This is a genomic window from Marinobacterium sp. xm-d-579 (assembly GCF_013282935.1).
Lineage (GTDB): Bacteria > Pseudomonadota > Gammaproteobacteria > Pseudomonadales > Balneatricaceae > Marinobacterium_E.
This window is the reverse complement of the sequence record NZ_WBYP01000002.1, coordinates 216955-240060: the sequence shown is the minus strand read 5'-3', so window position 1 is coordinate 240060 and position 23106 is coordinate 216955. Positions and strand designations below refer to the sequence as shown.

General features: G+C 48.1%; 24 protein-coding genes. 17 read left to right on the top strand and 7 right to left on the bottom strand.

From position 1 onward, the window contains the following. Positions 1-83 precede the first annotated feature (83 nt). The 16 genes from ccoN to queE all read left to right on the top strand — a co-directional run bounded on the left by ccoN (position 84) and on the right by queE (position 14627). Complete coding sequence (gene ccoN / locus XMD579_RS04825; RefSeq protein ID WP_173480788.1) at positions 84-1523, top strand: cytochrome-c oxidase, cbb3-type subunit I; 1440 nt, start codon at positions 84-86, stop codon at positions 1521-1523. A 20-nt stretch (positions 1524-1543) separates the two neighbouring features. Next, positions 1544-2164 carry a cytochrome-c oxidase, cbb3-type subunit II gene (gene ccoO, locus XMD579_RS04820; protein ID WP_173505960.1) on the top strand — a complete coding sequence of 207 codons (621 nt, stop codon included), beginning with the start codon at positions 1544-1546 and terminating at the stop codon, positions 2162-2164. Positions 2165-2170: 6 nt separating this feature from the next. Beyond that, positions 2171-2350, top strand: a complete 180-nt coding sequence (locus XMD579_RS04815) for a cbb3-type cytochrome c oxidase subunit 3 (protein ID WP_173480786.1) — start codon at positions 2171-2173, stop codon at positions 2348-2350. Positions 2351-2361: 11 nt separating this feature from the next. Then, on the top strand, positions 2362-3255 hold the full coding sequence (gene ccoP, locus XMD579_RS04810) for a cytochrome-c oxidase, cbb3-type subunit III (protein WP_173505959.1): 894 nt from the start codon (positions 2362-2364) through the stop codon (positions 3253-3255). Between the two features lie 108 nt (positions 3256-3363). Continuing rightward, positions 3364-4785, top strand: coding sequence for a cytochrome c oxidase accessory protein CcoG (gene ccoG / locus XMD579_RS04805; protein ID WP_173505958.1), 1422 nt, complete (start codon positions 3364-3366; stop codon positions 4783-4785). A gap of 90 nt (positions 4786-4875) precedes the next feature. Then, positions 4876-5385 carry a FixH family protein gene (locus tag XMD579_RS04800; protein ID WP_173482395.1) on the top strand — a complete coding sequence of 170 codons (510 nt, stop codon included), beginning with the start codon at positions 4876-4878 and terminating at the stop codon, positions 5383-5385. Between the two features lie 9 nt (positions 5386-5394). Continuing rightward, the gene (locus tag XMD579_RS04795; RefSeq protein WP_173505957.1) at positions 5395-7800 is read left to right on the top strand and encodes a heavy metal translocating P-type ATPase; all 2406 of its coding nucleotides are present in this window, start codon (positions 5395-5397) and stop codon (positions 7798-7800) included. Between the two features lie 6 nt (positions 7801-7806). Continuing rightward, positions 7807-8019: a cbb3-type cytochrome oxidase assembly protein CcoS gene (ccoS, locus tag XMD579_RS04790; RefSeq protein WP_173480781.1), complete on the top strand. Its 213-nt coding sequence runs from the start codon at positions 7807-7809 to the stop codon at positions 8017-8019. Positions 8020-8021: 2 nt separating this feature from the next. After that, a complete protein-coding gene (locus XMD579_RS04785) occupies positions 8022-8675 on the top strand; it encodes a sulfite exporter TauE/SafE family protein (RefSeq protein ID WP_173505956.1) in 654 nt (217 codons plus the stop codon). Positions 8676-8750: 75 nt separating this feature from the next. Further along, on the top strand, positions 8751-10136 hold the full coding sequence (gene hemN, locus XMD579_RS04780; RefSeq protein WP_371815184.1) for an oxygen-independent coproporphyrinogen III oxidase: 1386 nt from the start codon (positions 8751-8753) through the stop codon (positions 10134-10136). A 121-nt stretch (positions 10137-10257) separates the two neighbouring features. Then, positions 10258-11019 (top strand): fumarate/nitrate reduction transcriptional regulator Fnr, encoded by a 762-nt coding sequence (gene fnr, locus XMD579_RS04775; RefSeq protein ID WP_173480778.1) that lies wholly within the window; start codon positions 10258-10260, stop codon positions 11017-11019. Positions 11020-11032: 13 nt separating this feature from the next. Continuing rightward, positions 11033-11551, top strand: coding sequence for an adenine phosphoribosyltransferase (locus XMD579_RS04770; protein ID WP_173505955.1), 519 nt, complete (start codon positions 11033-11035; stop codon positions 11549-11551). 100 nt (positions 11552-11651) lie between these two features. Next, positions 11652-12530, top strand: a complete 879-nt coding sequence (locus XMD579_RS04765; protein ID WP_173505954.1) for an alpha/beta hydrolase — start codon at positions 11652-11654, stop codon at positions 12528-12530. 25 nt (positions 12531-12555) lie between these two features. After that, positions 12556-12960 carry a thioredoxin fold domain-containing protein gene (locus XMD579_RS04760; RefSeq protein ID WP_173482391.1) on the top strand — a complete coding sequence of 135 codons (405 nt, stop codon included), beginning with the start codon at positions 12556-12558 and terminating at the stop codon, positions 12958-12960. A 99-nt stretch (positions 12961-13059) separates the two neighbouring features. Further along, positions 13060-13977, top strand: coding sequence for a recombination-associated protein RdgC (locus XMD579_RS04755; RefSeq protein ID WP_173482390.1), 918 nt, complete (start codon positions 13060-13062; stop codon positions 13975-13977). Beyond that, positions 13977-14627, top strand: a complete 651-nt coding sequence (gene queE / locus XMD579_RS04750; RefSeq protein WP_173481156.1) for a 7-carboxy-7-deazaguanine synthase — start codon at positions 13977-13979, stop codon at positions 14625-14627. Before XMD579_RS04755 ends, queE begins: the two co-directional genes overlap by 1 nt. A gap of 537 nt (positions 14628-15164) precedes the next feature. Here the strand turns inward: queE and XMD579_RS04745 are convergent. Genes XMD579_RS04745 through XMD579_RS04735 form a run of 3 tightly spaced genes read right to left on the bottom strand, consistent with a single transcriptional unit; the run spans position 15165 to position 17912 of the window. Next, on the bottom strand, positions 15165-15998 hold the full coding sequence (locus XMD579_RS04745; protein ID WP_173505953.1) for an SDR family NAD(P)-dependent oxidoreductase: 834 nt from the start codon (positions 15996-15998) through the stop codon (positions 15165-15167). Between the two features lie 10 nt (positions 15999-16008). After that, complete coding sequence (locus XMD579_RS04740; protein WP_173505952.1) at positions 16009-16506, bottom strand: hypothetical protein; 498 nt, start codon at positions 16504-16506, stop codon at positions 16009-16011. Next, a complete protein-coding gene (locus XMD579_RS04735) occupies positions 16506-17912 on the bottom strand; it encodes a DUF2130 domain-containing protein (protein ID WP_173505951.1) in 1407 nt (468 codons plus the stop codon). Before XMD579_RS04735 ends, XMD579_RS04740 begins: the two co-directional genes overlap by 1 nt. A gap of 210 nt (positions 17913-18122) precedes the next feature. On the opposite strand from XMD579_RS04735, the gene XMD579_RS04730 reads away from it, so the two are divergent. Then, positions 18123-19484: a TrpB-like pyridoxal phosphate-dependent enzyme gene (locus XMD579_RS04730; RefSeq protein ID WP_173481485.1), complete on the top strand. Its 1362-nt coding sequence runs from the start codon at positions 18123-18125 to the stop codon at positions 19482-19484. Positions 19485-19632: 148 nt separating this feature from the next. Here XMD579_RS04730 and XMD579_RS04725 read toward each other — a convergent pair whose 3' ends face one another. The 4 genes from XMD579_RS04725 to XMD579_RS04710 all read right to left on the bottom strand — a co-directional run bounded on the left by XMD579_RS04725 (position 19633) and on the right by XMD579_RS04710 (position 23104). Further along, positions 19633-20325: an aspartate/glutamate racemase family protein gene (locus tag XMD579_RS04725; RefSeq protein WP_173482313.1), complete on the bottom strand. Its 693-nt coding sequence runs from the start codon at positions 20323-20325 to the stop codon at positions 19633-19635. Between the two features lie 19 nt (positions 20326-20344). Beyond that, positions 20345-21244 carry a nucleotidyl transferase AbiEii/AbiGii toxin family protein gene (locus tag XMD579_RS04720; RefSeq protein ID WP_173482312.1) on the bottom strand — a complete coding sequence of 300 codons (900 nt, stop codon included), beginning with the start codon at positions 21242-21244 and terminating at the stop codon, positions 20345-20347. Further along, entirely contained in the window at positions 21241-22011 is a 771-nt protein-coding gene (locus XMD579_RS04715; protein WP_173481488.1) for a type IV toxin-antitoxin system AbiEi family antitoxin, read from the bottom strand. The genes XMD579_RS04720 and XMD579_RS04715 overlap by 4 nt, the downstream gene beginning before the upstream one ends. 112 nt (positions 22012-22123) lie before the next feature. After that, on the bottom strand, positions 22124-23104 hold the full coding sequence (locus XMD579_RS04710) for a hypothetical protein (protein WP_173505950.1): 981 nt from the start codon (positions 23102-23104) through the stop codon (positions 22124-22126). Positions 23105-23106 lie beyond the last annotated feature (2 nt).

Sequence of the window (23106 nt, the reverse complement as noted above, 5' to 3'; positions counted from 1 at the left end):
CATTGAAAAATCTTGCCTCATAACTGATAATTCGCAACGGTTTCAAAAACTATCAATTCACTTAGCTTTGATGAGAGCATGAAATGAGCACTGCAACAGCAAACACGACCTACAACTACAAAGTTGTACGCCAGTTCGCCATCATGACTGTAGTCTGGGGCATAGTTGGTATGACGATGGGTGTACTCATCGCCGCACAACTAGTCTGGCCGGCACTTAACTTCGACACTGCATGGTTCTCTTTCGGACGTCTTCGTCCGTTGCATACCAACGCAGTTATCTTCGCCTTTGGCGGATGTGCACTATTTGCAACGTCTTACTACGTTGTACAGCGCACCTGTCAGACGCGTCTAATCTCTGACGGTTTAGCATCGTTCACTTTCTGGGGTTGGCAAGCAGTCATCGTCGCAGCAGCAATCACGCTGCCGATGGGTCTGACAACCACTAAAGAGTACGCTGAACTTGAATGGCCTATCGATATCTTGATCGCGGTCGTATGGATCTCATACGCAATCGTGTTCCTAGGTACCGTTAAGAACCGTAAAACGTCGCACATCTACGTGGGCAACTGGTTCTACATGGCATTTATTATCACTGTTGCAGTGCTTCACATCGTTAACAGCATCTCTATGCCTGTTACACTTTGGAAGTCTTACTCAGTCTACCCTGGCGTTGTCGACGCGATGGTACAGTGGTGGTACGGACACAACGCAGTAGGCTTCTTCCTAACGGCAGGCTTCCTAGGCATGATGTACTACTTCGTACCTAAGCAAGCAGAGCGTCCAATCTACTCATACCGTCTATCGATCGTTCACTTCTGGGCACTGATCGCGACGTACATGTGGGCTGGTGGTCACCACCTACACTACTCTGCGCTTCCAGATTGGACTCAGTCAGTCGGTATGGTTATGTCTTTGATCCTTCTTGCACCTTCTTGGGGCGGTATGATCAACGGTATGATGACGCTATCTGGCGCTTGGCATAAGCTTCGCACAGACCCAGTTCTTCGCTTCCTTGTTGTCTCTCTATCCTTCTACGGTATGTCAACATTCGAAGGCCCAATGATGGCAATCAAGACAGTCAACGCACTGTCTCACAACACTGACTGGACTATCGGCCACGTACACGCTGGTGCTCTAGGTTGGGTTGCAATGATCTCTATCGGCGCGGTTTACCACATGATTCCTAAGCTGTTTGGTAAGGCTCAGATGTACAGCGTCGGCCTAATCAACACTCACTTCTGGTTGGCAACAATCGGTACAGTTCTTTACATCTGTGCAATGTGGGTTAACGGTATCCTACAGGGTCTAATGTGGCGCGCAGTTAACGAAGACGGCACGCTTACTTACAGCTTCGTAGAAGCCCTAGAAGCGAGCCACCCAGGTTACTTTGTACGTTTCCTAGGCGGTGTCTTCTTCGTAACCGGTATGCTTCTAATGGCTTACAACGTATGGCAGACCGTACGTGCAGGCAGCACAGTAGCTAAAGCTGAAAACCCAGATCCATCAGCAGCTACTGCGTAATTAGTACCGGAGACATTAAGATGATTAAACACGATACTATTGAAAAGAACGTCGGCCTCCTTGCCCTACTGATCATCATCGTGATCAGTGGTGGTGGTTTGGCTGAGATCGTACCTCTGTTCTTCCAGAGCTCTACGACTAAGCCAATCGAAGGTCTTCGCACCTACTCAGCTCTAGAGCTTGAAGGTCGCGATATCTACATCCGTGAAGGCTGTCACGTATGTCACACTCAGATGATCCGTCCTTTCCGTGCGGAGACTGAGCGTTACGGTCACTTCTCTACTGCTAACGAGCACGTTTACGAGCACCCATTCCTTTGGGGTTCTAAGCGTACAGGTCCAGACCTAGCTCGTGTCGGCGGTCGTTACTCAGATGACTGGCAGCGTGCTCACCTATACAACCCACGTGACGTTGTACCTGAATCAAAAATGCCTGCTTACCCATGGTTGTTTGAGAACAAGGTAACTGGTAAAGACACTGCAGCTAAGATGGAAGCTCTTCGTAAGCTAGGTGTTCCATTTGACGATGCAACAATCGCTTCAGCGCGTGAAAACGTAGAAGGCAAATATGAGATCGATGCTCTAGTTGCTTACCTACAAGCGCTAGGCAAGATGCATACTGTGTACAACAACAAGCGGTAATTAATAGTGAGCTACGACGTCTACGGTCCATACATTCCAGTAGTAATGCTGGTAACGTTTCTGGCTCTGTTCATCTGGGTACTGAATCCGAAAAACCGCAAACGGTTTGACGATGCAGCCAACCTCCCCTTCCAGGATGAGGAGATTGATGAACGCACCAGAAAAACTGACAAAGACGTCGAGTAAGGAGTAGAAAGATGAGTGCTTTTTGGAGCGCATGGATCACAGTCATCACTCTAGCCGTTATTATCGGCTGTACTTGGCTGCTTCTAGCAACGCGCAAAAGTGAAACACACAAAGAAACAACTGAAGCGACTACGGGCCACGAATTCGATGGCATCGAAGAGCTTGATAACCCACTACCACGCTGGTGGTTCCAACTATTCATTGGTACGGTTATCTTCTCACTCGGTTACCTAGCGCTTTACCCAGGCCTTGGTAACTTCAAAGGCATGCTTGGTTGGACGTCGGCTAACCAGTGGGAAGAGGAAGTGGCACACGCAGAAGAGGTCTACAAACCTGTTTTCGCTAAATACGCTTCGCTATCAATTGAAGAGCTAAACCAACCAGGTAACGAAGCAGGCCTAAAAATGGGTCAGCGCATGTTTGCCAACAACTGTTCTGTTTGTCACGGTACTGGCGGTCAGGGTGCTTACGGCTTCCCTAACCTAACCGACAAAGATTGGTTGTACGGTGGCGAGCCACAAACCATTATGATGACGATTGTTAACGGTCGTCGCGGTGCAATGCCTGCTTGGGGTGCGGTACTGGGTGAAGATGGTGTTCAAGACGTAACTAACTATGTTCTTAGCATGAGTGGTTCAGAGCACGACGCAGCAGCCGCTGAACGTGGTCAAACTCAGTTCAATACACTTTGTGCGGCATGTCACATGCCAACAGGTAAAGGTATGACGGCACTGGGTGCACCTAACCTAACTGACGATGTATGGCTTTACGGTGGTAAGTTTGAGCAGATCGCTCACACTATCCGTGCAGGCCGTGCAGGCGTAATGCCAGCGCACAAAGATCTTCTTTCAGAAGATAAGATCAAACTGATCTCTGCATACGTCTACAGCTTGTCTAACAACTAATAGACCCCCCGCAGAAGAAAAGGCGACCTGATATATATCAAGTCGCCTTTTTTTTATTCCATTTATAATAGACAATTAAATCAAGTCATATAAGCACAGGCGAGTTGCATGTCTAATATCCCAGTTAAAGATGTCACCCCAAAAAAGGGCTCTGGCGCTACTGAAACCTACGATCTGTACGCGAAGCGTGAAGAGATCTACGTCAAGTACACGACCGGCCTATTCAAGAATCTACGAAACATCTCAAGTGCGATCATGCTGCTGATGTTCTACGGTTTCTCTTGGATCCAATACGATGGCAAACAGGCCGTGCTATTTGATCTGCCAAACCGCCAGTTCCATGTCTTTAACTTCACGTTTTGGCCACAAGATTTCATGCTGCTTTCGTGGCTGCTGATCATTCTGGCCTTCACCCTCTTCTTTGTTACGGTGTTTGCCGGTCGTCTCTGGTGTGGCTATGCCTGCCCACAGTTTGTCTGGACTTGGTTGTTCATTCGTATCGAGCAACTAACTGAGGGTGATCGCAACGCTCGCATGAAGCTGGACAAAGCGCCTTGGAGTGCGAACAAGGTTCTGCGCAAACTGGCTAAGCACCTTATCTGGCTTGCTATAGGTGCCGTTTCAGCCGTTGCATTTGTTGGCTATTTCTCACCGGTACGCGAACTGGTTCCAAACATTCTGAGCTTCAATCTTGGACCTTGGGAACTTTGGTGGTTGGCGTTCTTTACGGTTGGTACCTACGGTGCGGCTGGCTGGTTACGCGAACAGGTCTGTATCTACATGTGCCCATACGCTCGTTTCCAGAGTGTTATGTTTGACCAAGATACCTTGATCATCTCTTACGATGAGAAACGCGGTGAGAATCGTGGTGCTCGTAAACGCCACATCGATCACAAGGCTGAAGGCCTGGGTGACTGTATCGACTGTGGTCACTGTGTGCACGTCTGCCCTGTCGGTATCGATATCCGTGATGGTCTTCAGTATGAGTGTGTCGCTTGTGGTGCCTGTGTCGATGCCTGTGACAACATCATGGAGAAGATGGGCTATGAGAAAGGTCTGGTTCGCTACACCACCGAGCATGAGCTTAACGGTAAAAAAACCCATATCTTCCGCCCTCGCTTGATCGGTTACTTCGTCGCGATCTGTGCCATGTTCATCGCCTTCAGTTATGTACTCTTTACACGAGTGCCGCTTGAGGTGGACGTTATTCGTGAACGCGGTCAGCTCTACAGCACTACTAATGATGGGTTGATCCGTAACACCTACACACTAAAACTGGCAAACAAATCACAACGTGATTACCAGTACGAGATCCGTGTTGAAGGGTTAGAGGATGCCATCATCAAAGGTGATACCCTTGTAAACGTAGCCGTTGGTGAACTACTCGATCACAACCTGTCGATCATTCTGGATCCTCGCGCTATGGAGCGAGCAAACTATGAGATCGATTTTATCGTAACAGCGACTGATGGCTCAGGCGTTGAAGCTGAATCAGAAAGTCGTTTCATAGGTCCTGCGCCTAAGCGTTAAGACAGTGTCACAGAGAATCTGTGATATACTCGCGCGCGGATATTCTTAGGGGTATCCGCGCTTTATTTTAGTCACTATTTTGAGGTTTACATGACTGAACAGACTCACGACATTGGCCCTTGGTACAAGCAGAAATGGCTATGGTTTGTATTGGCGCCGTTGATCGCTGTGGTTATCTATGGAACAACCTTCCTCTATCTTGCTATTACGACTATGGATGGCGTGGTTAAAGACGATTACTACAAAGAGGCACGTGGTACTAATGTCGACACCAGCCGTTCAGATGAAGCGGATCGCTTAGGCATTCATGGTGAAGTATTGTTGGACACACTGACCGGTGATATTCGCTTGGATCTTAAATCGAACAGTTTTTTGGGTGATCAACTATCCGTTGACCTGGTTCACCCTACCCACCAGAAGTATGATCAAAGCCTAACGGTTCGCTCAGTGGGCGGTACAGGCGTCTACGTTGGCAACTTACAGAGCACACTAACCGGCAAACGCTACCTGATCATTACCAACACTGAGGGTAACTGGCGTCTACGTCGCGAAATATTGCCCCCTTACGATCAAAATACCTTCAAGGTGGGTAAGTTCTAACAGACCAAAATGAGTAATCCAAAAGACTCTTGTTTTCACTGTGCCACCCCTATTCCTAAGGGGGTGAAGGTTGAGCTTTCAATTGATGGAAAGCAAGAGTCATTTTGTTGCCCCGCCTGCCGCGCGGTCACCCAAACAATACTGGGATCAGGTCTAGAGAAGTACTACCAGCACCGCGGCAATCAACAGCAAGAACGCCCCACTGAAATAGAGTCCGAAGATCAACTCGCACTCTATGATAATGAATCCATTCAAGCACCCTTCGTCAGAACCATAGACTCCGATCGCAAAGAGGCCCTCTTTGTCATTGAAGGGATCCACTGTGCTGCCTGTGTTTGGCTTTTAGAGAAGCATCTGACCGAACAGGTTGGTGTCACTAGCTTTACCGTTAACCTAACCAACCACCGCGCTCGACTCGTTTGGAACCCGTCAGAGAAACCCTTAAGTGAACTGATGGCCGCCATCATTTCGATCGGTTACACACCTCACCCGTTTACGCCCAACCAAGAAGAGAAGCTCTACGAACAGGAGCAAAAAAAGGCGATGCGCCGACTCGGTGTGGCCGGTGTCGGCATGATGCAGGTGATGATGATGTCATCGGCACTCTACCTAGGTGACGCCTTCTTCATGGAGGAGCACATCCAGAACTTTATTCGCTGGACCAGCTTCATTGTTGCCACCCCTGTTGTATTTTATGCCGCGCGCCCCTTCTTCAACGCGGCCCGACGGGATCTTCGCACCCGACACCTCAGTATGGATGTGCCGGTATCTATCGCTATTGGTGGCGCTTATATAGCCAGCGTATGGGCTACGATCACACAGAGCGGCGAGGTCTACTACGACTCGGTCTCGATGTTCACCTTCTTCCTGTTGATTGGCCGCTTCTTCGAGATGAAAGCTCGCCACAGAACGGGTATGGCTGGCAATGAGTTGGCCAATATTCTTCCAGCCAGCGCTACGCGATTGACCGAGACCGGCGAACAGCTTGTCCCTGTATCGGAACTCAATCCAGGGGATCGCGTACTGGTTAAGCCCGGTCACTCCATACCGGCTGATGGCATACTCTTTACGCAACACACCAGCATTGATGAATCGGCCCTCACCGGTGAGCCTCTGCCCGTCAGCAAAGCGCTTGGCGACCCTTTAGTAGGCGGTACCATCAATATGGAGCAAGCGATTGAGATGGAGATCACCAGCAGTGCTGAACAGTCGCGCATGTCCTCCATTTTGAATCTATTGGATCGTGCTCAGGCTGATAAACCCAAGGCGGCTCAGATTGCCGACAAGGTTGCGAGCTATTTTGTCGCTGGTGTTCTTCTAACGGCTGTCGTTGTCAGTCTTATCTGGTGGCAGATATCCCCTTCAGACGCTTTCTGGGTGACACTCTCTGTCCTAGTAGTTACCTGCCCTTGCGCACTATCCTTGGCTACACCGACGGCTTTAACAGCAGCCATAGGTTCTCTGCGTAAAATGGGACTGCTGGTTACTCGCGGGCATGTATTAGAGAGTTTGGCACAGTGCACGGCCGTCTACTTTGATAAAACCGGCACACTGACCACCGGCAAACTGACGTTGCGTGAGACCACCCCTCTCTGTGAGCAGTCCGTTGATGAGCTCAATCAACTAGCGGCAGCAATTGAGAGCCGCTCAGAGCACCCCATCGCGTCCGCTTTTGCTCCCTACTTTGAATACTCTGTTGAAGAGGCCACTAACCATGTGGGTAGAGGCGTAGAGGGAAGGATTAACGGAAACACCTATCGTATTGGTAAACCCGGGTTTGTATCCGAACTCTTTGGAAACCAACCTCCCACTCACCCAGAAGGGACTGGGATTTTTCTTCTGATGGGTAATAGCTCCGGCCCTCTCGCCTGGTTTTCGATTGACGATCAACTTCGACCTGAGGCTATTGAAGCGGTTAAGCAGATCCAAGCATTGGGATTACCTGTTGGCATGCTAACCGGTGATCGCGAAGCGAATGCACAACGCATCGCCTCTGAGTTAGGGATCGATCATGTTGAAGCGCACTTGTCGCCAGAAGATAAGCTAGCTCGTGTAAAGGCGATGCAAAACGACGGTGAACGCATCCTGATGATTGGCGATGGTATCAACGACATTCCCGTTCTGTCCGGTGCGCAGACCTCTATTGCGATGAACGGCGCGACAGACCTTGCCAAAACATCCTCTGATGCTGTGTTGGTCAGCTCTGATCTAAGACGCATCCCTGGCTCCCTTAACATGGCTCGTAAAACACGAAACATCATTCGTCAAAATATTGGCTGGGCTTTGTTATACAACCTAATCGCGCTACCCTTAGCAGCAAGTGGTTTTATTGCCCCCTGGATGGCGGCTATTGGCATGTCCCTTAGCTCGCTGATTGTTGTCGGCAATGCCCTTCGTCTAACCAAACAGCTGTAGGTTTTTATGGAAATCGTCTATTTACTTATCCCTGTCGCGATCATCTTGGTAGCCTTTGCGACCTGGGCTTTCTTCTACAGCGTTAATTCTGGTCAATTTGATGACCTAGAGTCCCCTGCTCATCGCATTCTATACGACGATGATGAAGATATGATTCCTGAAGACGCGCGCGTCAAAAAAGAGCCTGAAGCTCCATCCTCTGAAACACCAAAAGATTGAGCATGCTGCCCGCCTCTCTTAGCTTCACCTCGGCATTCATCATTGGCCTTCTTGGCACAACACACTGCCTAGCCATGTGTGGTGGACTTGCCTCGAGTCTCAGTATAGGTGGAACAGGTCGAGCCAACTCCCTATTAGGTCTGTTTAGCTACAATCTTGGACGTATCGCTAGCTACTGTGCAGCGGGTGCCATTCTTGGTCTGTTAGGTGCAACCCTACAACAGACAGAGATAGCCTTTGCGCTTCGCTGGATTGCAGGCCTTCTACTGATCAGCATGGGCCTCTACATCGCACAGTGGTGGTTTGGTTTAACCAAACTGGAACAGGCTGGTTCGCTATTGTGGAAACAGATAGCGCCTCTCCTTAAACCCTTTATGCCTGCCGATACCCCGTTTAAAGCCCTAGTACTGGGCATTGGCTGGGGCTGGCTACCTTGCGGTCTGGTCTACAGCACCTTGATCTGGTCATCAGCCGCCGGGAGCGTTACAGAAAGCACTCTACTCATGCTGGGCTTTGGCTTGGGTACATTACCAGCCATGCTCGCCACTGGACTACTGGCTAAACAACTACGCGAGCTGGTCGCCCACACTTTGGTACGCAAACTCTCGGGGCTGCTGTTGATAATGATGGGCATTTGGACACTGCTAAGCGCGTAGCGGTTGACCCGTATCAACACATAAACCTCTATTATTGCCTAATATTCTTACATCTGATGATTAAGGAATATTACTGTGCTGCAACAGACCAACATCCAGTGGGATACCGACCTGATTCGCCGTTATGATTTAGCAGGTCCACGCTACACCTCTTACCCAACCGCACTGCAATTTACTGACACTCCAGACAGTGTCAAAACGCTCTCTAAAGCGATCAGTGAGCGCGACAGTCGTAAGCCTTTATCACTCTATATTCACATCCCCTTCTGTGCACACGTCTGCTACTACTGCGGATGCAACAAGGTGGTCACAAAAGATCGTTCCCGCGCAGAACCCTACCTTCAGACGCTGTTAAAAGAGATTAAACTGCGCAGCTCTGAACTGGGCAGTGACGTACAAGTGGATCAGCTTCACTGGGGCGGTGGTACACCCACCTTTATCGATGATGAGCAGACCGCTCGCTTAATGCAGGCACTTAAAGAGGCCTTCAAACTGCGTGATGATGATCAGGGTGACTACGCCATCGAGATCGACCCTCGTGAGATGACACCTGGCCGCTTAAAACTGCTGCGTGAATTAGGTTTCAACCGCATCAGCATAGGGGTTCAGGATGTTAACGAAGCGGTTCAAATCAAGGTAAACCGCGTGCAATCTCTAGAGATGACAACGGACCTTCTTAAAGAGGCGCGTGAACTGGGCTTTCGCTCAATCAATGTCGATCTAATCTATGGCTTGCCGCTGCAAACTGAAGAGAGCTTTGCCGAGACCTTGGACCGAATTCTAGAGCTACGACCCGATCGTCTCTCGGTATTTAACTATGCTCACCTACCCGAGCGTTTCAAACCGCAGCGTCGCATCAATGCCGATGAGTTACCCGACGCGCTCACTAAACTTGCGATTCACCATCAAAGTATTGAGAAGCTGACGGCAGCGGGCTACCGCAACATTGGTATGGATCACTTTGCTCTGCCAGACGACACACTGACACAACACCAAGATGATGGAACGCTGCACCGTAACTTCCAGGGCTATACCACTCACTCACAGTGTGACCTAATTGGTTTAGGCGTCTCATCTATTAGTCAGATTGGCGATTACTACCTACAGAACAGCCCTAACATTGAGCGCTACACTCAGGATATTGAATCTCAGGGCTCAGCATTAACCAAAGAGTACTGCCTCAATGAGGATGACAAAATTCGCAGAGCGGTGATTACCCGCCTGATCTGTGACTTCCAACTCGATTTTGCCGATCAATCCAAAGCGCTCAATATCGACTTTAAAGAGTATTTTGCTAACGAATTAAAACTGCTTGAGCCGATGGCACAGGATGGCCTGATTCATTTAAGAGAGGATGGAATGGATGTCACCGCCGCTGGGCGTTTGTTGATTCGTCGAATCTGCATGACCTTTGATGCCTATATCGATCACTCAGAACAGCGATTTTCTAAAATCATCTAATCCGATTTTGCACAGTAAATTTCACTAAAAGTGGACCGTTAAAAAGTCCACTTTTTTATCTAAATTGACTTGGGTCAATAAAGCGCTTTTGGATATACTGTCAGGCAACTAAGGAGCAGTTATGTCTGACACCAAAAACATCAAACTCGCCAGCATCGGCCAGGTAAGCTGTAACACCTGCAGCTTGAGTACACTCTGCTTGCCTGTCTCTCTAAACGACGAAGAGGCGCTTCGCCTCGACGATATCGTTGATAAGAGCAAACCACTTCACAAGGGCGACTTCCTGTTTAGACAGGGTGAAGAGTTCACGTCACTGTTCGCCATTCGTGCGGGGTCGTTAAAAACTTACTCTGTAAACCCTGAGGGAGAAGAGCAGATCAACGGTTTCTACTTCCCAGGTGAACTGGTTGGCCTAGCCGGATTCGATTCAGGCAGCTACCCAATGTCGGCTAAGATGCTTGAGACGACCACTGTCTGTGAGATCCCTTTCTCACGCTTGGACGATCTGGCAGGTCAAATGCCAGAGCTGCGTCGTTCTGTGATGCGCTCTATGAGCCACGAGATCAGCGATGACCAACAGATGATGATGCTGCTCTCTAAAAAGACGGCTGAACAACGTATCGCAACCTTTATTTTCAAGCTGTCGCAACGTTATGCCCTGCGTGGCTACTCTGCACAATCCTTCCGACTTTCGATGTCACGTAACGAAATAGGCAACTACCTTGGCCTAGCGGTCGAGACGGTCAGTCGAATCTTTACACGCTTCTCTTCACAAGAGCTGATTCGTGTTGAAGGTAAAGAGCTGGAAATTCTTGATCAAGCAGCGCTGCTGGATGCGGCAGGTGAAGCACCTAGCCCAGAGTGCAATCAACACCACGGTTAAATAAGGATCTTTAATGTCTTACGACGAGCACTATGTAAAATCGGTTGTCCGCTCTATTCCAGATTGGCCAGAGCCTGGCATTCTGTTCCGTGATATTACACCGATTTTTCAAGATCCACGTGCCTCTCGCATGGTTGCGAACGCCTTTATTGATCGCTACATGCAGATGGATATTACCCACATAGCCTGTATCGATGCTCGAGGTTTTCTATTTGGTGCGATTATTGCACACCAGCTGAACAAGCCTCTAATTTTGGTTCGTAAAAAAGGCAAGTTGCCTGGTGAAACGATTCACCAAGACTATACGCTGGAGTACGGCACCGCCTCTGTGGAGATTCAGAAGGATGCCGTTACCGCTGGCGATAAAGTGGTACTAATCGACGATCTGATTGCCACTGGTGGCACAGCTCTGGCGGCCTGCACACTGATCAACGGTCTAGGGGCTAGCGTAGTTGAGGTGGCTGCGCTGATTGACCTGCCAGACCTTAACGGATCACAAAAAATCCAAGACACCGGCGTCCCCGTATACTGATTACTGGCCTACGACGGTCTCTAATAGAAACCGAGGTTTAGCCACCTCGGTTTTTTTATACCTACAAACGATAAAAAATTTAAGTTTAATGGAGTTTTAAATGCTTCGACTATCGACCACCCTACTCGCTGCATCACTCATGGCGACAGCTGCACAAGCTGAACAGGTTCAGATACCGTTTGAGGGTTTAACACTGAACGGCAATCTTGAACTGGCTGCTGATAAATCCTTAGCAGACGGTATACTGATGCTGACGCACGGCACCCTGGCTCACAACGAGATGGAGATCATCAGCTACGTGCAGGAACAGATGGTCGATTATGGCATCTCTACTCTAGCCATCAACCTAAGTTACGGCCTGGATAACCGCGAATCAGCGATGTATGACTGTACCCTTCCGGCTCAACACACCATGCAGCAAGCACTGGCTGAAATGGATGCATGGCAAACCTGGCTAGATGGACAGGGCGCAGGCGATCGTTGGGTAATGGGTCACTCGCGTGGCGGCAACCAGACGGCTCAGTTTGCTGCAGCTAACCAAGATAAGATCAAAGGCCAAGTTCTATTAGCACCTGCAACTTGGGACTACACTAAGACCATAGAGGGTTATGGCAAACGCTATGAAACGCCTATCGAGCCGATTCTAGAAAAAGCTAAGGGAATGGACCCTAAGGCGATGATCGATGGCATCAGCATCATCTACTGTGAGAACAGCGGTGCGTCAGCTGAAGCGGTCTTAAGCTACTACGGTAACTACCCTGAGTACGACACACCCACCGTGTTAAAAGAGACTAACATCCCTACTCTGGTCATCGCAGGCAGCTTGGATACCGTGGTTGCAGATCTTCCTGAAAAGATGGAAAGTATCGACAAAGAGAACATTGAACTAGTAGTCGTTGAGGATGCAGATCACTTCTTCTTAGATCTGTTTGCCGACGAGGCGGTGGAATATGCGGTCGATTTTATCGAAAACCTGTAGTGCACTTCTTCTCAGCTTGGGCCTTATGATAAGCGCCCAAGCCGAGGTAACACTTAAGACAGCCACAGATCTTCAGTCGCTTGGTAAAGCGAACCCAAATGAAGTGATTGTTCTGTTGGTCTCTCAGGATGGTTGTGCCTTCTGTGTTACCGTCAAAGAGGACTTCCTAAAACCTCTTTTACAAACGAACGATGCACCCCCTATTCAGGTACTGGATCTGAGCAACCCTACTCCCGTCATCAACTTTGATGGCTCAACGGGCTCGGCAGAACAGGTCGCTAAGAGCTTGGGTGGACGCTTCACCCCGACCATTCTATTTGTCGATGCAAAGGGCGAGACTCGCGCTAAAAAGATCGTCGGTGTGAACACGCCAGAGTTCTACGGTTACTACATCGATGAAGCGATTAAATCGGCTCGTAACAGCTTTTAACCACAGAAACTAACCGCAAGCAGAGGGCTCTCTGCTTGCATCCCTTCTATCAGAGCAACATAATAGCGCCCCTTCACCTAATCCGCATTTAGAGGTTTTATGCTCTGGTTTCGTAACGCCATTTGGTACCGTTTTTCTCCCAGTGATTCATTTAATGAAGCCGCACTGATGGAGGCGCTAGAAGCCAGACCCTTCGTACCCTGTAAAGGCGCTGAACCACGTTCAGTGGGTTGGGGTGAAGTGGCGCCTGGTGTCATAGATCTACCGGTACTGACCAGTCACGGTTTTCACCTAATCTCACTGCGTGAAGAGGAGAAGATCCTCCCTTCGAGTGTGATTAAAGATCAGCTCAACGAGAAGGTAGAGCAGATAGAGGCGACTGAAGATCGTAAGGTCTACCGTAAAGAGAAGGTACAGCTTAAAGACGAGATTACCCTGACGTTATTGCCACGTGCATTTACACGCCGTAAAACCACACGTGCTCTTATCGCGCCTCACCATAAACTACTGATTGTGGAGGGCAGCAGCTTTAAGCGCGCAGAAGAGCTGCTAAGCACACTGCGTGAAGATCTAGGGTCACTATCGGTAAAACTGACCTCGACCGCGCTTCCGGCCAACAAAGTGTTCAGCGACTGGCTACTAGAGAACCGTGATCTACCCCGTGCACTTGAGCTGGGCGCTGTCACCGAGTTTACCGATCCTTTAGAGACCAGCAGCCAGATCAAGATTAAAGGCCAAAACCTGACTGACAAAGAGATCCAAGCGCACCTTAGCGGCGGCATGTTAGCAGAGCGCCTAGAACTGGTGTGGCGCGATCAGCTGCAGTTTGTCATGCACTCGGATCTAACCCTGCACTCGATTAAAATGACGGATCAGTACCAAGAGCAACAGAGCGACCGCGAGCAAGAGGACGAAGCACTGGCACTGGATGCTGATCTAGCCCTGTTGGGCATTGAATTTACCCGCCTACTCCCTGAGCTTTTGGAAGCCCTGGGCGGTGAGGCAGAAGAGGCTTAATTTTGGCAAAGACCTACTCCGTAAAAGAGATCTTCTACACCCTACAAGGCGAAGGCTTTCACGCAGGACGCCCTGCGGTGTTCTGTCGCTTTACCGGTTGTAATCTTTGGAGTGGTCGTGAAGCCGATCGAGTGGCTGCAGTCTGCCAATTCTGTGATACCGATTTCGTGGGTACGGATGGTCAAAACGGCGGCAAGTTCACCTCCGCCGAAGCCCTGGCACAAAGGATCGCTAGCTTCTGGCCAGATCCTAAGCAAGGACAACCCTTTGTCGTCATCACCGGGGGCGAGCCTGCCCTGCAGATGGACAGCGATCTGATCGATGCTCTACATAACCAAGGGTTTGAGATCGCCATTGAGACCAACGGCACCCTACCGCTTCCAAACGGAATCGATTGGGTCTGTGTCAGCCCCAAAGGGAGCTCCGAGATTCTTCTTTTAGAGGGCCACGAGTTGAAGCTGGTCTACCCGCAAAAAGAGCTCAGAGCACAGCCAGAACAGTTCCAAAATCTAAGCTTCGAACACTTCTACATCCAACCCCTGGATGACCAAAACGCGCTTGAAAATCGTGCACGTTGTATCGAATATTGTATGCAAAATCCTCAATGGAAATTGAGCATTCAGACCCACAAAATCCTTGACATCGACTGATCGTTTTTAACCTTTAATTCTCTAAAATCGACCACCCCAGTAACCATGGGGGCTAGCAAAGTGTGCTCACATTATCTGTGGATAACCCTGTGCACAGAGTCATCAAAGGTGAACTAAAGCGTCATTAAAAGGTAAAAGCAGAAAATTGGTTAAAATTTAACCAATACCATTAAGCCTATAATAAACAATAACTTACATTGGCAATGTAATCTTAAATTGTCTATTTTGGGCCTAACTTGTTCATAATGTCGAAAATAGAACTTAAGTTAGTACTTTGGCGACACTGATGCAGAATTATGTTATTTCAAACTAAGTTTGATACTGGTATCAACATTATTTGAATTTAAAGCTGTGCATTGGAGAGGGCTGTGGATGTATATTAAAAAAACCTAATATTTAAATTCAAATTAAGCTTGATACTTAGGTTATAAAGACAAGGAACTAGGGTTTACTGGTACGGACTTACTCTTCCAAGAACTAGTCAAAAGCCTTGATGAATACCTTTGCTCTTATATTAGTAACATCACTTAGATTTATTTATCGATCCACTATTCTTAGCAAACGATCAAGCTGATGCTTAGGAAGCAGCTTTTCTAACCAGAACAGCGCTTTGGTTGGTGGTGTGATGTAGTAATTCGCTTTGGGTTTTCGTGCATTGATGGCATGGTCTAGCGCTTTAAAAACATATTCTTGTGGGTAGTTTCCAGTGCTCTCATGATCAGGCTTATTCAGGCGTGGTAACACAGTTTCATTGTAAATATCTTTGTTAACAGAGCGCTCGACATTCACATGTTTCAATAGCGCTTTTAAAGCGTTAGCCCTGAATCTACTTTCCACGGGACCTGTATTGAGGAGACTGAACTCGATACCACTGCCTTTCATCTCCACTCTCATGGATTGAACCATGCCTTCAAGGGCGTATTTGCTTGCGACATAAGCCCCACGACAGGCCATACCAACAAAGCCTAATACAGAGCTGTGAATGACGATTCGCCCCTCCCCCTGCTGACGCATGTAAGGGATAACAAGTGTATTGAGTTGGTGCAATCCGAAAACATTCACTTTGAACTGTTCTTCAAACGCTTCGACGGGTAAGTCTTCTACGAAACCTGCTTGGCCAAACCCTGCATTCTGAAAAACTACGTCAATACGGTTATCAAGTAACACCATAGCATCATTAAAGCCTGAGTTGATGCTAGCGTAGTCGGACATCTCCATGTGAACCGTTGGGATACCTCTAGATAAGAGTGTTTCAGCATCTTCAGCAGTCCGAACGGTCCCAACAACGCGATACCCCTGTTCCTTTAGGCGTAAAGCGCAGTGGTAGCCAATACCGCCAGGTGAGGCGCCTGTAATCAAAATATGTTTCATGAGTCATTCATTACTGTTTGTTAAATTCAGGATCAGGTGGAATGATCTCTTTTTGCTTGTACTCACCATTGCCATCGGCTTTAGTCACCACATAACCCTGAGCTTGTTGGTTCGCAATGTACTGCTCGATACACTGTGCGATGCCATGATCCATAAAATCTCCGACATACCCCTGAGTTTTCCAAGCCTCCCAAGCATCAATATCTTCTTGCGATAACGTTCTAAAGAATGGGAAGTCATTCATGAAGTCACCTTCCCAATACATATTTCCATCGGGAAGGCCTATGACCACCCGAACGAACTGCATCATCTCTTCGCGTGTCTCAGGTATTGGTGCTGTGACAGGTGTTGCTTCCCAGACATCGGTGGGCTTAAAGGGTGGTGGATTCTCCGGTTCAGGTGTCCAGTACCAAAAATGATTCTCGGGTGCTTTAAACCAATTTTTGTCGGGTGGCAGGATATGGTCCTTGTAGATAGCGACCTTCAAGCCTGATGGGAGAACGGGCATTATTCATTCTCCGTCTCAGGGCTATCGAGCTCCGCAAATTTTGCTGCCATCGTAGGATTCTTACGAGTGAGCTTTTTTACGGTGACATCTTGGGCTTTATCATTCGCTAAGCGCAAATTGTTGCCCGACTTCAGCAGAGCTTCCCGTGTTTTCTGCAGGTGGTTAATCGACTTATCGATCTCATCAATCGCAGTCTGGAACTGTCGAGAAGCAAGATCATAGTTACGTGAGAAGGCATCTTTAAACTTATTTAAGTCGTTTTCAAAATTGGTGACGTCAATATTTTGTGCTTTCACCAGTGCCAACTCTTGTTTGTATTGCAACGCATTGGTCGCCGCGTTTCGTAGTAGCGTAATCATCGGAATAAAGAACTGGGGACGAATGACGTACATTTTTGGATATCGGTAAGAAACATCGACGATACCTGAGTTGTATAGCTCACTGTCGGGCTCGAGCAGAGAGACAAGCACAGCATATTCACAACCCTTCTCGGTGCGGTCTTTATCGAGCTCTTTGAAGAAGTCCTCATTTTTTTTCTTAGTAGCCGTTGTATCACTCTCATTCTTCATTTCGAACATGATTGAGACGATCTCAGTGTCTAACTCATCAAAGTCTTTGAATATGTAATCGCCCTTACTGCCACTGCGATCGTCGTTATCTTTCTCGAAGTAAGCGTTTGGGAATGCAGTCGCTCTGAACTGGTTAAACGTGACTTCACAATGCTGCTCAAGGGTCTCACCCACCATTTTGGTGGACAGCTTCGCTTTTAGATCTTTCAATCGCTCGATGGCTTCATCACGATCTTTGATCTGCGTCTCGTACTTCTCTTTGAGGTTCTGCTCAGAGATCTGTTTCTGCATTTCAGCTTGATCGAGGGAGTACTTCAGCTGATCTCTCTCTTGTTGAACAGTTGAGACAGCTTGAGTGATTGCAAGTTGCTGTTCAGTGCTTTTCGCCTCAAGTTGAGCTTTGAGCTCGGCAATGGTCCGCTCTTGTGCTGCAGCGTTTTCTTGGTGTTGGCGAATGAGCTCTGCAGAGGCGAGTTGTTGGGCGGTATCGGCCTCTTTCTTAACTTGCTCTAGAGTGTTGGCTAGAGTGTCACGCTCTTTCTCAACGGCTTTGAGAGCTTCTGAGACGGCCAGTTGTTTGGCAGTTTCATTTTGCTCAAGTTGTGACAGAAGTTTTTGTATTTGAGCGTCTTTCTCAGCCGTGGCTTGTTGTACCTGAGCGGTAGCACGCTCACTGGCTAAGGCGAGTTCATTTTGTTTTTCTTTCTCTGCCAGAGCGAGGCGTTCATGAAGAGCGGCATCGAACTCACTGTCATGGACTTGTTTCAGGATATCAGCGTAGCCCGCTTCATCGATTTTGAAAGCCGTATCGCAATGTGGGCAGATGATTTCGTTCATAAAAACTCCAAGGTTTCTGAGTAAACAGTCCCAGTGGGTAAACGCTACAATCAGCACAAGTACAAATATTGAGACACTTTATTTTGTCATTTCAACGACTCAATAACTACCAGTATCCCAATTAAATCCTCATTAGATTGATGGTTGAACTTACATTTTAAAATCGTTTAACCTCATATAGCTGAATCCTAAAAATAAAAGAGAGGCAATATGTTCGAGAACGATAACAAGATTTTACTAACCGAAGATGAAATGCCCACGCAATGGTATAACATTCTTCCCGACCTCCCAGAACCAATGGCTCCACCGCTTCATCCAGGCACGATGCAACCAGCAACGGCTGAGGACTTTGCACCATTATTTCCGATGGCGTTAATAGAGCAAGAGATGAGCCAAGAGCGCTTCATTGACATTCCTGGTGAGGTTCTAGACGTTTACAAACTATGGCGCCCTTCGCCTCTCTTCCGTGCTCGTCGTCTAGAGAAACTGCTAGATACACCGGCTAAGATTTATTATAAATATGAAGGTGTTAGCCCAGCAGGCTCTCATAAACCTAATACAGCCGTACCTCAGGCTTATTACAACTACAAAGAGGGCATCAAAAAACTCACTACTGAGACGGGTGCAGGGCAATGGGGTACCTCTTTAGCGTTTGCCTGCTCGCAATTTGGTATGGAGTGTGAGATCTGGCAAGTGGCTGCCTCTTACCGTTCAAAGCCTTACCGTAAAACAATGATGGAGATATATGGTGGAATACTTCATCCAAGCCCATCAGATCGAACGGAATACGGCCGAAGCTTATTGGCTGAGGATCCAAACCACCCTGGCTCTCTAGGTATAGCGATCTCTGAAGCGGTGGGTGAAGCTGCGGCTAACCCAGAAGCACGCTATGCACTTGGCTCCGTTCTTAATCACGTGTTGATGCACCAAACTATTATTGGCGAAGAGGCACTGTTACAGCTGGCTAAAGTGGGTGAGACACCAGACGTATTAGTAGGCTGTACCGGTGGCGGCTCTAACTTTGGTGGCTTAGCATTCCCGTTCTTGAGAGAGAAAATGGCCGGTAAGATGAATCCGACCATACGCTGTGTTGAGCCCTCTGCATGCCCTACCCTGACACGTGGCGAGTTCCGTTATGACTTTGGCGATACAGCCGGCATGACACCGTTAATGAAGATGCACACGCTTGGACATGATTTCATTCCAGATACCATTCACGCGGGTGGTCTTCGTTATCACGGTATGGCGCCTTTGGTCTCTCACCTCTATGAGTTGGGTATGGTCGAAGCGATTAATATTCCTCAAACGGAATGTTTTGAAGGAGCGCTGAAATTCGCTCGCACTGAAGGCATTGTTCCTGCGCCAGAGCCTACTCATGCGATTGCCGCTGCTATTCGTGAGGCACTGGCGTGTAAAGAATCAGGTGAAGAGAAGGTCATTCTGACTGCACTGTGTGGCCATGGTCACTTAGATTTAGCCGCTTATGAGAACTTCTTGGCGGGTCAAATGGTTGATGCGGATCTAGAACAATCCGTTATCGATAAATCGATGGAAACCGTACCAAACCTTTAATAGCCGTTTGGTAATCCTACTCCAAAAGCCGCACTAAATATTGGTGCGGTTTTTTTTGAGTAAATGCTTGGCTTATCTGGAATGGAATGCTTCGGAGACATCAGGCAAGGATCCAATGGGGTCATTAACTCTTTACCTGTAAACTTCATTATCGCAAACAAGCATTCACTGCAGCTTGTGCATGAATCTCTGTCGTGTCGAAAAGATCGACCTCTGTATCTTCTTGTTTTACTAGCAAGCCAATTTCTGTGCAGCCCAGGATAACTGCCTCCGCACCTTCTGCTGCAAGTCGATCAATGACAAGTAAATATCCATCCTTCGCCTCAGCAGTGACTGTGCCTAGACAAAGTTCCTCGTAGATAACTCGGTGAATAAAGGAGCGGTCATTAGCATCGGGCACAATGACATCGAGCCCGTATTTATCTGTGAGACGCCCTTTATAAAAGTCCTGCTCCATTGTGAAAGCAGTTCCGAGCAAACCGACCTTTTGGATACCTCTGGATACCAGTGTTTCCGCTGTTGCATCTGCGATATGGATGAGCGGAATATTGATGCCGCTTTCAATTTGTGGCGCCACTTTGTGCATTGTGTTGGTGCAGATAAGTAAGAAATCAGCGCCTGCTGCTTCAACTCTCTGAGCAGCCTCTGTCAGAATTTCAGCTGTACCGTCCCAGTTACCCTCGTGCTGGAGTTTCTCAATCGGATCGAAGTCGACGCTATAAAGTGCAATTTGAGCGGAGTGAAGACCACCGAGTCTTTTCTTAACGCCTTCATTGATGGCTTTGTAGTAGCTAAGCGTACTTTCCCAGCTCATGCCGCCCAGTAGACCGATAGTGTTCATGTAAACCTCTCTGACATCTCTATCTCTTCAAGTAGTCATCCAATGCTGATAAGTGTGCACGGTATACGTCAGGTTTCTGGTTTTTAAAATTTTGTAGATTTAGTAACTTCCACTTGATGGCGGGGAATACCTGAAAATTGTAATGAGACCAGTCCGGCTCGAGTCGGTTAACACCCAGTAAGAACTCTCGATCAACATCATTCAGTAGTGATTTGACTCTGGCAATGAGCAGAGCTCGTGTCTCTTCGAAATCTGTATAAGAGAAAGTGACGTCACTCATGCCTCTGAATTGATTTTCATAAGCCGCACGTTGATCGCTCAAGCGAGGATTCAACATTTCATGAGTCGGGCGATTAGAGCAGAGCAGTCCGTAGATGATGCCTAATTTCACATTATCACCGATTCCCTCTTCATCACTGAGAAGGCGGACATCAAACAGATCCCTCGGGTGTTGGCGGTCTAATGCTGCACATATCTTTCCACCATAGAGTTGAGATAGAGGTACAACGGGTATAGCGCAAAACACATCGAACTCTTCTTGCGCCCTGTCACACAGCGGCATCCGGTTAGCTTCGTGGAGCAGTCCTCGTCCAATTGTGTTGACCTCAAGTTTGATCTTTACACCCTGATCATCGACTAAGAGCTTACAAACATCACTACGATGCTGAACCTTGATCGAACTACGCAAACCTTCGATTCGAGTTTTGATTCGCTCTAACCCCGCGTTAATGCCTTGCAGGGCGGTATTTCGATCGTCAAATCCAATATAAGTGAGATCGATATCTACGGACAACCGCGGCATATCCCGAATAAAAAGGTTGATAGCCGTGCCACCATGAAGCGCAAAGCTGGACTCTCTGGCAACCTCCGGGAGCACGTCTAACAGCAGCTTTACCTGGCGTTTGTAACCGTTATTCATTGGGCACGCTCCAGCTCTGGTGGAACTGTTATTTGGTATTTGGGGACATAGACGCCCTCGTTCACTAAGGCGCGCTTGCCCTTCCCAAGGTCGATCTTTTCGACGTTCAGATGGTTGAACCACTCGTGACCTGCTTTGTCAGCTAAGTATAAAAACAAGCGCTTCACTTTTACTGAGGTACAACTCTCCAATAATTCTTGAACACGGCTTGGACGCAGATTATTGAGCCCTTCCATTAGTTCATAAACTTCGAGCAGTGACTGTTCAGCGGGAGCCAAATATAGACATTCAAGGATGGCTCTCACAGCGGAAGATATTTTTACAGAGAAACCTTCATACGTATGTTCGATTAACCCTATGCTGGGCGGAAGAAAGTCAGAACGGGTGTATTGAGGTCGAACACCCCAGTCGTATTTCTGAAACCATGAGGGGAGTGTTTCTCCCACTCTGCCAAATAGACGCACCTCATCCAGGGCAAGTTCCAGATAGTGCGCCTTGCCCTGTAGGGTAAGCGCTGTTCGTCCGCCGGGATGAACGGATAAGTTTAGCTGCGTTTGTAGTGCGTAGATTGCGCCGAGATAGCTTACACAGTCATTGTGACGAACCAAGGCACCACGTCCGATCGAATCAAACCATCGGCTTTTCCGATACTGTTTCTGCAGATCAAGACTGTAGCCTTGTGTCGTCAGCCAGGCAGATGCGATCACAACCCCATCGGGTTGTGATGTCAGAAGGCGGTTTAATTTACTTCGATTATCGGTATTCATGATGCCAATATATTAAACAATGTAAACTAAAGCAAGAAGAAGGTTTAATATTATTTGATTATAGGTATTTAAAATACCTATATATTTGAAAATATAAACTCAAGTTCGGGTGCTAGGTGATACAAAAACGAACTAGACCATCTAGGTCATGGGTCTTTCTCAGTGCCACAGTTTTACCCATCTCAGCAGGTATAAGCTGCGACTCGATTAAACCAAAATACTCCATAAAACGATCGAAACTGCGCACGGTGTAGCAGCTTTCGAAACGAGCGTTCGCCTCTCGGTGATCACTGTCATCGATCTCCATCAAACCCATTGGGAAGGCCTCTAGAAACAGCTGCGTGTAGAACGATTCTGGTTTAGGATAATCACCGTACGACTGCACGAGAAAGAGTGTGTAGGCGAACCCTTGCTGGATAATAGGGACATCAGGGTAACCGTCAAAATAGCCCCAGTTGAAGCGCGAAGCTGCCAGTTTGAAAAGTTCAAGATAACAATGCCCCGCAGAGTGACCGATAAAGTCTCTGCCTTTTTTCGTCCAGTTAAACCGCCCTTTCGTTTTCTTTAAGTAGCCACCAATGCCCAACAGAAGTCGAACTAAAAGCAAGGGCATCAAATCTTCTTCGTTCCGAAACTTCTCGTAGCGATAGCGGCCACGCTCAGGTGTTTGCTCAAGCAGTTTGGCGGCTACTGGACGACAGATAGCCATTGGTAAATTTCCCTTTGTCGTGGCTTTCACACCATCCGTGGGGATGCCTTCAATCAGTTCGGTTAGCGCGATCATGACTGGAGAGTTCATCGGCGGCGAGATGGACTCGTTGAATACGATCGTACTGTCAGACGTAAACGGCTCGTACAACAAGTAACCCATTTGGCTGGCGGAGAAGCCGCAGAACTCCTGCAAGGGCACGTTGTTCTTGCCTTTCATGAATTCATCCGCTGACCGCTGCAGGTCATCTATCGAATTGTGAGATCGCGCGTTTAAATACGCTTCGAGGTCCTCATAGTCTGCTGCGTAATCCTTGATCGCACAGCAGTGGTGTTCAAACTTACCGCTACTGCAAGGGCACAAAACCCCGTTCACATTCTTCATAG

What these genes read in the sequence shown, in the direction of transcription:
- ccoP (WP_173505959.1), top strand. Translation starts at nt 2,362, where the DNA reads ATGAGTGCTTTTTGGAGCGCATGGATCACAGTCATCACTCTAGCCGTT.
- XMD579_RS04800 (WP_173482395.1), top strand. Translation starts at nt 4,876, where the DNA reads ATGACTGAACAGACTCACGACATTGGCCCTTGGTACAAGCAGAAATGG.
- ccoG (WP_173505958.1), top strand. Translation starts at nt 3,364, where the DNA reads ATGTCTAATATCCCAGTTAAAGATGTCACCCCAAAAAAGGGCTCTGGC.
- XMD579_RS04730 (WP_173481485.1), top strand. Translation starts at nt 18,123, where the DNA reads ATGTTCGAGAACGATAACAAGATTTTACTAACCGAAGATGAAATGCCC.
- XMD579_RS04770 (WP_173505955.1), top strand. Translation starts at nt 11,033, where the DNA reads ATGTCTTACGACGAGCACTATGTAAAATCGGTTGTCCGCTCTATTCCA.
- XMD579_RS04745 (WP_173505953.1), bottom strand. Translation starts at nt 15,998, where the DNA reads ATGAAACATATTTTGATTACAGGCGCCTCACCTGGCGGTATTGGCTAC.
- ccoO (WP_173505960.1), top strand. Translation starts at nt 1,544, where the DNA reads ATGATTAAACACGATACTATTGAAAAGAACGTCGGCCTCCTTGCCCTA.
- XMD579_RS04735 (WP_173505951.1), bottom strand. Translation starts at nt 17,912, where the DNA reads ATGAACGAAATCATCTGCCCACATTGCGATACGGCTTTCAAAATCGAT.
- ccoS (WP_173480781.1), top strand. Translation starts at nt 7,807, where the DNA reads ATGGAAATCGTCTATTTACTTATCCCTGTCGCGATCATCTTGGTAGCC.
- XMD579_RS04740 (WP_173505952.1), bottom strand. Translation starts at nt 16,506, where the DNA reads ATGCCCGTTCTCCCATCAGGCTTGAAGGTCGCTATCTACAAGGACCAT.
- fnr (WP_173480778.1), top strand. Translation starts at nt 10,258, where the DNA reads ATGTCTGACACCAAAAACATCAAACTCGCCAGCATCGGCCAGGTAAGC.
- XMD579_RS04795 (WP_173505957.1), top strand. Translation starts at nt 5,395, where the DNA reads ATGAGTAATCCAAAAGACTCTTGTTTTCACTGTGCCACCCCTATTCCT.
- ccoN (WP_173480788.1), top strand. Translation starts at nt 84, where the DNA reads ATGAGCACTGCAACAGCAAACACGACCTACAACTACAAAGTTGTACGC.
- XMD579_RS04725 (WP_173482313.1), bottom strand. Translation starts at nt 20,325, where the DNA reads ATGAACACTATCGGTCTACTGGGCGGCATGAGCTGGGAAAGTACGCTT.
- XMD579_RS04760 (WP_173482391.1), top strand. Translation starts at nt 12,556, where the DNA reads ATGATAAGCGCCCAAGCCGAGGTAACACTTAAGACAGCCACAGATCTT.
- XMD579_RS04720 (WP_173482312.1), bottom strand. Translation starts at nt 21,244, where the DNA reads ATGAATAACGGTTACAAACGCCAGGTAAAGCTGCTGTTAGACGTGCTC.
- XMD579_RS04785 (WP_173505956.1), top strand. Translation starts at nt 8,022, where the DNA reads ATGCTGCCCGCCTCTCTTAGCTTCACCTCGGCATTCATCATTGGCCTT.
- XMD579_RS04715 (WP_173481488.1), bottom strand. Translation starts at nt 22,011, where the DNA reads ATGAATACCGATAATCGAAGTAAATTAAACCGCCTTCTGACATCACAA.
- XMD579_RS04755 (WP_173482390.1), top strand. Translation starts at nt 13,060, where the DNA reads ATGCTCTGGTTTCGTAACGCCATTTGGTACCGTTTTTCTCCCAGTGAT.
- XMD579_RS04765 (WP_173505954.1), top strand. Translation starts at nt 11,652, where the DNA reads ATGCTTCGACTATCGACCACCCTACTCGCTGCATCACTCATGGCGACA.
- XMD579_RS04710 (WP_173505950.1), bottom strand. Translation starts at nt 23,104, where the DNA reads ATGAAGAATGTGAACGGGGTTTTGTGCCCTTGCAGTAGCGGTAAGTTT.